This is a genomic window from Streptomyces sp. 7R007 (genome assembly GCF_054850255.1).
On sequence record NZ_JBTWMV010000014.1, the window covers coordinates 23,478 to 35,476 of the forward strand.

Here is an 11,999-nt window from a genome sequence, read left to right on the forward strand (position 1 = left end):
GTCCTTCCGTCGTACGGCCGGGTGCGGTCACCGGTCCCGCCACCACAGGCCGTGGGCGGCGCGGCGCCGGGCCGCGGTGCCGCGCTCGTAGGGGAGTTCGCCGTCGGGCATGCGGACCAGCTCGACGTACAGGCCGAGGGAGGTGCGCACGTACACCCAGCGGTCGCCGGTCAGCGGACCCTCGGCGATGGTCTCGGGAGCGCCGAGCACCACACAGCCCGGTACTGCGGCGAGGTGGTCCGCGGCGGCGTCGACGTCGTCGACGTACAGCGCGAGGTGGTTGCCGCCGACGTCGCTGTTGCGGGGGTGGCGGGCGCGGGCGCCGGGTGTGCCCCGGTAGCAGTCCAGTACGACGTTGTCGGTGGGGCCGGCGCGCAGCACCGAGCGGTGCAGGACGCCGCCGGGCGGCACGCCGAGGGCGGCGGCGAGAGCGGGGTCGGCGAGGTCGTGGACCGTGCGGCCCAGAGGCTCGGCGCCCAGCACCCGGACGAAGAAGTCCTCCGCCGCGTCCAGGTCGGGCACGCCGTAGGCGAGGTGGTCCAGTCCTCGGACGGTGGGCAGGGCGCCGGGCGTGGCGGTGCCGTCGTCCCGGTTGCTCCAGGGGCCCGCGGGGACATGACGTCCGGCGGCGGGGGCGTCCGGCGGTGCGGACCGCAGTTCGACAGGGACACCGAGGGGGGTGCGGAGGCGGACCCAGCGAACGCCGGACGCGGCGACGGTGCGGATGGGGCCGAGGGTTCGGCCGTGGCCGCGGGAGCGCAGCTCGGTCAGGGCCGCGTCGACGTCGTCGGCGTACAGCGCGAAGTGCAGGGTGCCGGGGTCGTGCGGGCGGGGCGGCCGGGCGACGTGGTCGGGGGCGGTGTACTCGAACAGTTCCAGGTTGGTGGTGGGGCCCAGGCGCACCAGGGCGATGTCGGCGCGCGCCCGGGGATGCACGTCGAGGTGCTCGCGCATCCAGCCGTCGTCGCGGGCGAGCGGGGGCAGACGGTAGACGAGTTCCCCGCCCAGCGCGTCGACGGCGTAGCGGACGGCGGTGTCCAGGCTGGGCACGGTGAGGGCGAAGTGGTCGATCCGGCGGGCGGTGGGCACGCCGGGCGCCGGACGGAGGGTGCGCGGGTCGGCGTCGGTCGTCATGCGGTGTTCCTCACCGTGGGGGGCAGGTGCCGGTCCAGCAGCAGACGGGTGGCCTCCCGGACCGGGCGGGGGCGCAGGGCCGCGGTGGCCGGGTGGAGGGCGAATCGCTCGCTGGACAGGCAGGTGGACGCGGGGCGGTGGGCGTAGCGGCCGCGGGCGCGGGGCTCGGCGACGACACGGTGGCGCGGCAGCCCGAGGCAGGCGGCGATCCCGGCCGCCCAGTCGGCGCGCGAGATGCGGTGTGGGCCGCCCAGGTGCAGCAGCCGCGGGGCGTCGTCGGCGGCGAGCAGGGCGCGGGTGGTCTCGGCGACGTCGTCGATCAGGACGGGGGTGGTCCACTGGTCGTAGGGGGCGGCCACGGTCTCGCCTGCCTGGAGGCGGTGCACGCAGGAAGCGAAGAAGTTCAGCCACTTGGGGGTGTCGGCGGCCTCCCAGCCGTAGACGAGGCTGACCCGCAGCAGGACGGCGCCGGGCAGGACGGAGACGATGTCCTCGGCCGCGCGTTTGGCGCGTCCGTAGGCGTTGGCGGGGTGGGTGGGGGTGGACTCGTAGCAGGTTTCGGCAGTGCCGTCGAAGACGTTGTCGGTGGAGATGAACACGACACGGCGGTCAGCGGCCGCCTCGGCGACCAGGCGTGCCGCGCCGGCGTGACCGGCCATGGCCTCCGCGGGGTGGCTCTCGCACCAGGTGACGTCGGAGGGGCCGTGCACCAGGACCACGCTGTCGGCCGCGGTGCGGTGCAGGGCCTCGGCGAAGGCGCCGGGTGCGACGACGTCCACGGGAATCCAGGGGGGTGTCACGGGGGCGCCGTCGGCGAAGGGCGGGGTGCGGGAGGCCAGTACGGCGTCGTGGTCCTGGGCGAGCAGATGGCGGGCGATGGCGCGGCCGACGAAGCCGCTGCCGATGACGAGGGTCTTCACCGGCGGCCTCCGGTGTCGGCCGGTGCCGGCAGGGTGTGGTCGATCATCCGGGCGATGCCGAGCAGGCTGTGGTCGTCGTCGGCGGCGCCCAGCGCGAGCATGCCGCGGATCTGCCGTTCGCCCAGGCCGAAACAGCCCAGGCGGGTCAGTTGGTCGCCGAGGAGGCGGATGAAGGGGGAGCCGACGGCCAGGGCGAATCCGCCGATGAACAGGTAGCGGCGGATGCCGATCGCGGTGAACAGGCAGTTGACGGCCTGGGCGAGGGGGAGCAGGCAGTCGCTGAGCACGGCGGTGGCGAACGGGTCGCCCGCGCGGACGGCGCGGGCGAGCGCGTGGTTGGTGATGCCGTCGGGGCGGTGCCCGGCGGGCGCGGCGAGCGTGGACTTGGCGAAGCCGGCCGGGTCGGCGGTGGCCGCGGCGCGGGCGGCGAGCAGCATCGCCCGGCCGGAGGAGAGGGCGCCGAGGTGGCCTCGGCCGCCGCACTCACAGGGCAGGGCGTCCGGACGCGGGTCGACACGCCAGTGGCCGATCTCCCCGCCGTGGCCGGCCTCGTCGACGAGGACTTCGCCGTGCCGGAAGACCTTGTGCCCGATGCCGGAGCTGACGGTGATGAGGCAGAAGGGGTCGGTCTCGGTGGCGGCGTAGCGCCAGGCCGCGGCGGTGATGTCGTTGGCGACGAGGACGGGGACGGGGAGCCGGGCCGTGAGGATGTCGGTGATCGGCAGGGGGGCCGCGGCGCCGCCCCACAGTGTGGGACCGGCGAGGACGGTGCCGTCCTTGCTGAGGGGGCCCGCGAAGGAGACGCCGACGGCGTCCGCGCCGGCACCGTGCGGGGAGCGCAGGTAGTCCTGCAGTTCCGCGGCGAGTTGTTCGACGACCTTGGCCTGGAGGGCCTGTGGGGGCAGCGTGCGGTGCCGGTCGAGGCCCTCGGTGGGGATGCGGCGCACGGAGGCGGCGTCCAGGACGTCGCCGACGACGCGGCCCAGGCGCAGTGTGGTGCCGCCGAGGTCGGCGACGACCGAGACGCGCGGGCCGCCCGCGCTCGGGGGCGCTGTGGTCATGGGGCGACACCTCCGGTGGCGGGTGCAAGCTCACCGGGCTGGACGGTGCCGTCCTCCAGCACGATGGCGGCGCGGAGTTCGGTGCCGGGGGGTATGCGGGTGCCGGGCAGCAGGACGCAGTCGCTGACCCGGGCGCCGGCTGCGATGCGCACGCCGGGATAGACCACGCTGTCTTCGACCAGACCTTCGTTGACCAGGTCGGCGGCGACGATGCTGCGGTGTATGCCGTCGGCGTGGGTGACGCGGCGGCGGGGGACGCCGGGGTCGACGGTGCGCGGCAGGTCGGCCAGGGCGAGGGTGGGCGGGTCGGTGAGCAGGCCCCGGTGGGCGCGGTGGTAGCGCTCGACCGTGCCGATGTCCTCCCAGTAGCCGGTGACCTCGTAGCCCCGGATGCGTTCGCCGCCGGCCAGCATCGCGGGGATCACGTCGCGGCTGATGTCGTGCTGCCAGTCCGTGCCGTCGAGGCGTTCGAGGTAGCGGTGCAGGACGGTGGCGTCGAAGACGCAGAACGCGGCGAAGACCAGGTCGCTGGTGGGGTGTGGGGGTTTTTCCACGAAGTCCGTCAGGTTGCCGTGGGCGTCGAAGTCGACCATGCCGAACAGGTGCACCCAGCGTCGTTCGATGCGCTGGTAGGAGACGGTCAGGGCGGCGCCGTCGGCGCGGTGCCGGCGGATCATGTCGCCGTAGTCGAACCGGTAGACGTGGTCGGCGTGGAGCACCATCACCTCGGAGGTGTCCGGGCCGAAGACGTGGGGCGCCTTGCGGATCAGGGCGTCGGCGGTGCCGCGCTCGCCCGGCCAGGTCCGCTTGGGCAGGGTGGGCGGGAGCGGTCCGGTGGCCGTGCGGTAGGCGGCGTCGTACGGCCCGAAGTGCACCCGGAAGCCGTGGCTGGTGCGGTTCCACACCGTGTGCAGGTCGTCCATGAGGCGGCGTTCTTCGTACTGGGACAGCAGCAGCACCTCGCGAAAGCCGGAGTCACGGGTGTTGGCGAGGCTGAAGTCGATGAGCCGGCTGGTGCCGCCGAAGGGCACCAGGGGCTTGAGCCGGCCGTGGCCGAGGGGGCCCATGCGGCGGCCTTCCCCGCCGGCCAGGAGCACCGCGCGTACGCCGTCCATGTCAGACCTCCCGGCCCGCCGGCACGGCCACGGGCACCGATGCCGCGCCGATGCCGCGCAGCGCCCGCAGCGCGGCGTCCAGTTCGTCGCGGGTGACGTCGTTGACGAAGCGGACGTGTCCGATGCCGTCGGGCAGGGTCAGCAGTTGCTGGCCGTCGCGGTGGCGCACGGTGTCGCCCAGGCCGCGCGAGATCAGCTCCGTGGTGCACACCGGATGCCAGGTGGGCAGGCCGAGGCCGGTCATGAGGCCGAGGACGCGGTGCAGTTCGCTCTCGTCGAGCAGCCCGCGCCGGTGGGCGAGGACGGAGCTGAGCGCCATGTCGATGCAGACGGCTTCGCCGTGCAGCAGTTCGGGCAGGGCCTTCATCTCGATCGCGGGCGAGAAGGAGTGGCCGAAGTCGACCAGGCGCCGCAGGTCGTGCTCCCAGAGGTTGGGCTCCAGCTCCTGGAGCATGCCGTGGATGGCCAGCCGCATCACCTCGGTGGCGACGTCGTCGCCGTCCGGCCCGGCACCGGCCCGCATCCGGTGCCTGGCCAGACGTGGGCCGTGGGCCGCCAGGTGCTCGAACAGCCCGGGATCCTTCACCATGGCCATCTTGAGGATCTCGGCCAGGCCGTTGCGCACGTGGCGGGTGCTGAGGGTGGCGAGGAACTCCCGGTCGATGAGGGTGACGGCGGAGGGGTGGTAGGTGCCCAGCCGGTTCTTGTGCTCGCGGAAGTTGACGCCGGTCTTGGCTCCGATGGCGGCGTCGACCATGCAGATCAGGGTGGTGGGGACCCGGATGTAGGGGGTGGAGCGGCGGTAGAGGCTGGCGGCGAGGCCGGCCAGGTCGGTCAGGACGCCGCCCCCGATGGCGATGACGGGTTCGCGGCGGCGGGAGACACCGAAGGCGTCCATGGAGGAGACGATCTCGAAGACGGTCTCCATGCTCTTGACGGACTCGTGGGCGTCGATGACGCACAGCCCGTACTCGATTCCCTGCTGCTCGAAGTACTCGCGGATGCGCGTGCCGTACAGGGTGTGCACGGTGGCGTCGACGACGACCAGCCGGCGGCCGGGCCGGGTCGTTGCGGGGAGGCCCGCCGTGGCCAGGGCCGGGTTGTCCGGATGGAGGAGGCCCGGGCTCAGGCGTACCTCGTAGGTGACTTCCTTGCTCGTGCTCACCCGCCACTGGTGCGCGGCGGGGGCCGCAGGGCCGGGCAGCATCGTCTGCACTGCGGATTCGGGCTGGGCTGTCATGTCGTCACGCCTCTCGTTTCCCCAGGGCATTCTGGTGCCGGACTGAGCGCCACCAGGTGAGCGAGACGCTCTCCGGATCCAGACAGGGCGGCTGCGCCATGGACCGCTGGGCCTCGCGGAACGTCGCGAGGGTCGCCGCGAAGTCGTCCGACTCGACGGTGAACAGGGCGAGGTGGGTGCCGTCCCCGGCGAACTCGGCATCCTCGCCGCTGGGCGGGGCGCACCGTTCGGCGGTGATGAATCCGGGGACGCGCAGTACCTCGTCAAGATGAAAATCGTCGTACCAACGGTGGTATTCGTCCTCCCGTCCCGGCAGGGGACGGGTGTGGACCAGCAGGAGGAATCTCGCCACTTCGCCTCTTTGGTGGATGACGGTCCCGCGAACTGTGCACGATCGGAACGTGAGTGAAGAGTCAGGAGCGGTACCGGCGCGCCTTTCCGCGTTGTCCTCGGAATCTCCATGTTTCGTGCGTCGAATGGCGACATCGAAAGTCGAAGCCGGAGGTGGCGAAAGTGCACGATGAGTACGAACCCCTCGGTCCGGGTGGCTGCGCCGACATCGCGGCCGGTGCCCCCGAAGTCCTGGGCTCCCGACGCGCCTACCGCAACCCGTGGATGACGGTCCGCGAGGACAGGCTGCGCCGCCCTGACGGCTCGGACGGCGTGTACGGGGTGGTGGAAAAGGCCGACTTCGTGCTGATCGTGCCCCGTGAACGGGACGGGTTCCACCTGGTGGAGCAGTACCGCTATCCGGTGGGCGGCCGGTTCTGGGAGTTCCCCCAGGGCTCGTGGCCCGAGCCGGTGAAGCCCTCGGCCGCGGGCCGCGCCGCGGACGCCGGGGGCCCGTCGGAGGACGCGGTGGCCCTCGCCCGGGCCGAACTGCGGGAGGAGACCGGGCTGGTGGCCGACTCCCTCACCTGGCTGGGCCGCATGCACGTGGCTCACGGGTACTCCTCGCAACGCTGTCAGGTCTTCCTCGCCGAGGGCCTGACCCGCGGCGAGCCGTGCCGGGAGGCCACCGAGGCCGACATGGTGCAGTGCTGGGTGGACGCCGCAACCCTGGACGGCATGGTGGCGGACGGCAGGTTCGTGGACGCGCCGTCGCTGGCGGCCCTCGCGCTCCTGCAGCGCCGACCGCGCGGCGACCGTCGCGCCGCCGGGCGTGGATGAGCCCGCCGGGAACGCACCGCTGGACGCCTCATCCGGCCGGCACCCGGGCCCTCATCGTCCGCCGCCGCCCCGGCGCAGCGCCCCCGCGCGCAGCTGTGCCGCCAGTTCCCGCGGGGACCGGCCCTCCTGCAGCGCCTGCCACACGGTCTCGGCCGGCGTGGGCGGTGCCAGGCCGCCGACCGGGGCGTCCAGATCGAGGTCGGTGGGGAACGAATAGCCCTCGGCGCAGCTGTCGACGACATTGCGCAGCCACTGTTCGCCCGCCCCCTCCGCCTTGCGCCGGCACAGCACCGGGAAGACCGCGTTCACCATGGACTCGCGGTCCACGCTCTCCATCGCCCGCCCGAAGGGGGAGGAGACCTGCAGCAGATTGCCCATGCGCCGCACGGTGGTGGTGCGGTTGTGCCCGGCCGCGTGGAAGAGCGCCGGATTGAAGAAGACCACGTCCCCCTTGTCCAGCGGCAACTGCACGTGGTGCTCCTCGAAGTAGGCACCGAACTCCGGCCGCCGCCAGGCCAGATAGCCCGGCTCGTACGTGTGGGAGTGCGGCAGGTACAGCGTCGGCCCGCTCTCCACCGGCATGTCGCAGTGCGCGACCGCGCCCTGCAAGGTCAGCGCCGGCGCCATCAGATGGGTGTGGCGGGGGAAGGCGGCGGCGCGTTCGTCGGAGAGGAACCCGAAGTGGTAGTCGCGGTGCACGCGCTGCGCGGCGGCGCCGGGATTGACCACGTTGACCTGGGAGGTGACCTGGTACCCGGGACCGAGCCAGGCGGCGCAGACCAGCGCGACGATGTCGTTGGCGTAGTAGTCGGCGAACACCTCGGGTGCCCGGCGGGCCAGTTTCTCCACCGCGTTCCACACCCGGTCGTTGGCGCCGGGCTTGGCGTAGTGGTCCCCGCGTGCGGTGCCCGTGGCACGTTCCTCCTCGATCAACGCCGTGAAGACCTCGGTGGCCCGGTCGACGACCGACAGATCGGCGAAGGCGCGCTTGAACACGGCCACACCCGGACCCGTCGACAGCACGCGGTTCAACTCCGCCTGGAGCTCGCGGCGGCCCTGCGCCGTGGCGGCGAGGGTCTCCAGCCGCCGGGCGTCGTAGAGGGGGATGTTCCGCTCGATGGTGTCGGCCGTGGGGCACAGACCGGGGTCGGTGGTCTGCTCGACGCATGCGCGGAAGTCCTCGATCCGGCAGTCGGCCGCACTGAGCCAGACCGGCGGCCTCGTATCCAGGAGAGTCATGGTGATCCTCATTCGTGAGTGGGTGTTCCCGCGCCGTCCTGGCGGGCGGCTGGGCTGGCTGACGGGCCCGCACGGACGGTGCGGACGGGATGGTCACGGCGTGCGCGAGACCCGCGTTCCGGACGCCTTGCCGGCCGAGGGCAGGCGGGGCAGGGGCGCGGGACGGGTGAAGCCGCGGTCGCAGTAGGACAGCGGAATCCGGTCGCTGACGTGCGTGCCTTCCACCAGGCCGACGATGATGCTGTGGTCGCCGCCGTCCAGCACGCTGTGCTTGCTGCACACCAGACGCGCGGTCGCCTCCGGTAGGCCCGGCAGACCGTTCTCGCTCGGGATGAACCCGCTCGTCGCCACCTTGCGCCGGTCGTGCGCGGCGAAGTGCAGCGCCACCGAGGCGTGCTCCGCGGCCAGCACGTTGACCAGGAACGTCTCGGTCAGGGTGAAGGCGGCGTGCGCGTGGGCGTCCCTGGCCAGGCAGATGAGGACCAGCGGTGGGTGGAGGGAGAGGGAGCAGAACGAACTGGCGGTGAAGCCCCAGGAACGGCCATCCGGTGTGATGGTCGTGACGACCGTGACGGGAGCGGGCACCCGGCTCATGGCACGGGTGAAGGACTCGGGGGAGACAGCCATCTGAAGATCGCCTTCGTCGAGGAGGCGGGACGCCGGAGTCTCCGGCGAAGCGGTGCGCCCGGTACCGCTCTCGGAGCGAGACTGCTCCAGGGCCGTACACGCCGCATACATACCGCGTACATCGACGGCCTTTGTGGCGGCTTCGGTGAACAGTGAAACAACACGGTTTCGAGCAGAGGATCATGGGCACACAGTGAGTTGCCTTGTGCGCAGCGAGGGGAAATCGGGAAAATGTCCCCTACGGGTGCGGTCGCAAGGCGATCACCAAGCCATGTTCTGCCGCCTGAGCACCACGTCGTTGTCTGCAGCTGCTCATAGGAGAACGCCCGTATGAAATTCGGCGTTTTAGGCCCGCTCGAAGCAGAGTCCGCGAACGCGCACTTACCCGTGCGAGGGAGGCGCAGAGGCGCCCTTCTCGCCGCGTTGCTCGTCAATCCGAACCGAGCCGTGTCGGTCGGCGGACTGACCGGGGCCATCTGGCCCGACGAACCCCCGAGTTCCGCCCTGGCCAACATCCGCACCTACGTCTACGAACTACGCCGTCAGTTGCAGCGGGCCGATGGCAGAGAAGGCAGACTGAGCAGCCACTCCGAGGGCTACCGGCTGACCGTGGACACCGACGAACTCGACCTGCTGCGCTTTCGGTCCCTCGCCGACGCCGGCAACCGCGCGGCCCGGTGCGGTGACCACCGCACCGCCGAGGAGTGCTTCACGGGTGCCCTGCGGATGTGGCGGGGGCGTCCGGTGGAAGGGCTGGAACTGGGGCAGTCGCTCGCGGCGAAGCTGACCGTGCTGGAGGAGGAGCGCTGGTCCGTCGCCTCCGCCCGGATCGACTCCCAACTGGCCCTGGGCCGGCACGCGCAGGCCGTCTCCGAGTTGTGGGACATGACGGCGGAGCGTCCGCTGTGCGAGCGGTCCTGGGCGCAGCTGATGATCGCGCTGTGCGGGGTCGGCCGCACCGCCGAGGCTTTGGCCGCCTACCGGCAGGCCCGCCAGATCCTGGTGGAGGAGATCGCCGTCGAACCGGGCGCCGAGCTCCAGCGGCTGCAGGCCGCCATCCTCCGCGGCGAGGCACCCGGCGCCGCCGTGCCGCCCGCCCCGGCCGGCGCACCGGAGCGGCCGCCGGTGGTACGGGCCTTCGAGGGCGCGTCCTGTGATCTGCCGCCCCGCCCGCCGATCCTCGTCGGACGCGACGACGTGCTGAGCCGACTGGACTCCGTCGCCGAGCTGTTCGGCACCGACCACGGCCGGCCCGACGCCGCCGTCGTCGCCCTCTCCGGTCCGCCGGGAATCGGCAAGACGGCCACGGCCCTCGCCGCCGCCTACCGCCTGCGCCACCGCTTTCCCCAAGCCCAGCTCTTCGCCACTCTCGAGGGAACGGGCGACAGGCCCCGGTCCGCCGGCGACGTGATCACGGAACTGCTCGGTGCCCTGGGGCTGCCCCCGTCGGCCATCCCCCCGGGGCAGTACGAACAAGAGGCGCTCTACCGGTCGATGATCGCCGAGCGGCGGACTCTCCTCGTCCTCGACGACGTCGCCGACACCGCCCAGATCCGCCCCCTGCTGCCCGGGGTCGGCCGCTGCCTGGTGCTGGTCACCAGCCGTCCTTCACTGGTCGACCTCGACGCCGACCTGCACCTGTCCCTGCCGCCCCTGACCCGCGCCGCCTCCGCCCAGCTCCTGGTCACCCTGGTCGGGGAGGCGCGCGCGGCCGCCGAGCCCCAGGAGACCGCCCGGGTCGCGAAGGCGTGTGAGGGGCTGCCCCTGGCCCTGCGTATCGCCGGGGCGCGGCTGGCCGCCCGGCCGACGTCGTCGCTGTCGGCGATGGCTCGCTCGCTGGCCGACGAACAGACCCGGCTGAACGAACTGGTGGTGGGCGATCTGTCCGTGCCGCAGCGGCTCGCGGAGAGTTTCCGCGCGCTGGCCCCGAGGACGCGGGAGGTCTTCCGCCGACTGGGCAGCGCCGACGCGGTGACCGTCACGGCGGGTTCGCTGCAGGACGAGCTGGGGCTGCCGGAGCCGGTGGCCGAGAGCGTCCTGGACGAGCTGACGCAGTACCACTTCCTGATCCCGGTCGCCGAACGGCCGGCGGAACACCGCATTCCCGGCCTCTACCGCGCGTTCGCCAAGGCCTCTCGGGTGCCGGCGGCCACGCCCGCTCCCGACGGCCGCCGACCTTGTCCGTGAGTGACCGAGGAACCCTGACCCATGAACTCTTCCGGTACCGGACCGGCGAACGACACCCTGGTCGCGTCGGTCCCCAGGGGCGTTGTACGGGCACGGCTGTCGGTCTGCCTGGTGTTCGTGATCATGGGAACGACGATGGGGAGCTGGTCGTCCCGCATCCCCGAGGTACGGCACTCGGTGGGACTGGACGACGCCGCCTGGGGGCTGGCCAACACCGCCTCGACCGCCGGAGACGTGGTGTCCCTGGGAGTGGTGGCCGCCCTGATCGGGCGGGTGAGCGTACGCCGCCTGAGTCTGGTCGGCGCGGCCCTGGTGCTGGCCAACGCCCCGCTGATGGCCTCGGCCACCACGCCGGTCGCCCTCATGGCGGGGCTGGCCACCTGGGGGTTCGCCGCGAACCTCCTGTCCACGCCGATGAACGCCCAGGCCGTCGAGGTCGAGCGCCGTTACGGGCGGCCCCTGCTGTCGACCTTCCACGCCTGCTTCTCCTTCGGCGTGCTGGGCGGCGGGGTGCTGGGCACGGCCGCCGCGTCGGCGGACGTGACGCCCGGTGCCCAGCTCGCCGTCAGCAGTGGAGTACTCGGCGCGCTGCTGCTGGTGTGGGGTCGCTGGCTGCCCGACGACGCCGAACTGCCCCGGCGCAAGGGCCCGTTGCGGGACCGGATGCGGCACCGGTTCACACCCCGGCTGCTCCTGCTGGGCTCGATCGCCTTCCTGATGTCGTTCGTCGAGGGCAGCACCAACCAGTGGAGCGCTCTGTACGCCGCCGACTTCCTGCACGCGGGCGGGGCCCTGGCCGCCGCGACGTACACCGGCTTCGCGGTGGCCACCGCCACGGCGCGGATGGTGGGTGACCGGGCCGTCGACCGGCTGGGCCACCGCACGTTCCTCCAGCTGTCGTCGCTGACGGCCGCGCTGGGCGCGGTGATCGTCGTCGCCTGGGCGCAGCCGGTGGCAGCGCTGGCCGGCTTCGTCGTCCTCGGCCTGGGCGTGGTGTGCGTGCTGCCCACCGTGTTCGGGCTGGCGGGCAAGCAGCCCGGGCTGACGGCCGGCGAGGGCGTCTCCGTCGTCGTCATGGGACAGTGGCCGGGCTTTCTGCTGGCCGCCCCGGCGATCGGCGCGCTGGCCGACCTGACGGACCTGCGGATCGCCCTGGCCACCCTGGTGCTGTCGACGCTGTGTGTGGCGCTGCTGTCGAGGTGGGCCGCGGACGGTGAGGACTCCGCGCGGGCGGGGGAGGACGACTGACGTTCCTGCCGGGGCCGCGACCCGGCCCCGGCGTCCGTGCCGTGCCCGGGACGACGGC

Annotated in this window: 11 protein-coding genes; 3 read left to right on the plus strand and 8 right to left on the minus strand. The window is 72.7% G+C overall.

The window, feature by feature from the left end:
• Nucleotides 1-27: 27 nt before the first annotated feature.
• From ACYF6T_RS19765 to ACYF6T_RS19790, 6 genes are read right to left on the minus strand one after another with little or no spacing between them, the layout of a single operon-like run.
• Entirely contained in the window at nucleotides 28-1,134 is a 1,107-nt protein-coding gene (locus ACYF6T_RS19765) for a VOC family protein (RefSeq protein WP_461698102.1), read from the minus strand.
• Nucleotides 1,131-2,054: an SDR family oxidoreductase gene (locus tag ACYF6T_RS19770; protein WP_461698103.1), complete on the minus strand. Its 924-nt coding sequence runs from the start codon at nucleotides 2,052-2,054 to the stop codon at nucleotides 1,131-1,133. The genes ACYF6T_RS19765 and ACYF6T_RS19770 overlap by 4 nt, the downstream gene beginning before the upstream one ends.
• Nucleotides 2,051-3,115: an ROK family protein gene (locus tag ACYF6T_RS19775; RefSeq protein WP_461698104.1), complete on the minus strand. Its 1,065-nt coding sequence runs from the start codon at nucleotides 3,113-3,115 to the stop codon at nucleotides 2,051-2,053. Before ACYF6T_RS19775 ends, ACYF6T_RS19770 begins: the two co-directional genes overlap by 4 nt.
• Nucleotides 3,112-4,230, minus strand: a complete 1,119-nt coding sequence (locus ACYF6T_RS19780; RefSeq protein ID WP_461698105.1) for a sugar phosphate nucleotidyltransferase — start codon at nucleotides 4,228-4,230, stop codon at nucleotides 3,112-3,114. Before ACYF6T_RS19780 ends, ACYF6T_RS19775 begins: the two co-directional genes overlap by 4 nt.
• A 1-nt stretch (nucleotide 4,231) precedes the next feature.
• Nucleotides 4,232-5,470, minus strand: a complete 1,239-nt coding sequence (locus ACYF6T_RS19785) for a sedoheptulose 7-phosphate cyclase (protein WP_461698106.1) — start codon at nucleotides 5,468-5,470, stop codon at nucleotides 4,232-4,234.
• A 4-nt stretch (nucleotides 5,471-5,474) separates the two neighbouring features.
• Entirely contained in the window at nucleotides 5,475-5,822 is a 348-nt protein-coding gene (locus tag ACYF6T_RS19790; RefSeq protein ID WP_461698107.1) for a hypothetical protein, read from the minus strand.
• A 161-nt stretch (nucleotides 5,823-5,983) separates the two neighbouring features.
• Between ACYF6T_RS19790 and ACYF6T_RS19795 the strand changes: the two genes are divergently transcribed.
• Nucleotides 5,984-6,640, plus strand: a complete 657-nt coding sequence (locus ACYF6T_RS19795) for an NUDIX domain-containing protein (protein WP_461698108.1) — start codon at nucleotides 5,984-5,986, stop codon at nucleotides 6,638-6,640.
• A gap of 51 nt (nucleotides 6,641-6,691) precedes the next feature.
• Here ACYF6T_RS19795 and ACYF6T_RS19800 read toward each other — a convergent pair whose 3' ends face one another.
• Both ACYF6T_RS19800 and ACYF6T_RS19805 read right to left on the minus strand, forming a co-directional pair.
• On the minus strand, nucleotides 6,692-7,879 hold the full coding sequence (locus tag ACYF6T_RS19800) for a phytanoyl-CoA dioxygenase family protein (protein ID WP_461698109.1): 1,188 nt from the start codon (nucleotides 7,877-7,879) through the stop codon (nucleotides 6,692-6,694).
• Nucleotides 7,880-7,972: 93 nt separating this feature from the next.
• On the minus strand, nucleotides 7,973-8,506 hold the full coding sequence (locus tag ACYF6T_RS19805; RefSeq protein WP_461698110.1) for a flavin reductase family protein: 534 nt from the start codon (nucleotides 8,504-8,506) through the stop codon (nucleotides 7,973-7,975).
• 447 nt (nucleotides 8,507-8,953) lie between these two features.
• Between ACYF6T_RS19805 and ACYF6T_RS19810 the strand changes: the two genes are divergently transcribed.
• Both ACYF6T_RS19810 and ACYF6T_RS19815 read left to right on the plus strand, forming a co-directional pair.
• Nucleotides 8,954-10,693, plus strand: a complete 1,740-nt coding sequence (locus ACYF6T_RS19810) for an AfsR/SARP family transcriptional regulator (RefSeq protein ID WP_461698111.1) — start codon at nucleotides 8,954-8,956, stop codon at nucleotides 10,691-10,693.
• Between the two features lie 21 nt (nucleotides 10,694-10,714).
• A complete protein-coding gene (locus ACYF6T_RS19815; RefSeq protein WP_461698112.1) occupies nucleotides 10,715-11,941 on the plus strand; it encodes an MFS transporter in 1,227 nt (408 codons plus the stop codon).
• The last annotated feature ends 58 nt before the right edge of the window (nucleotides 11,942-11,999 follow it).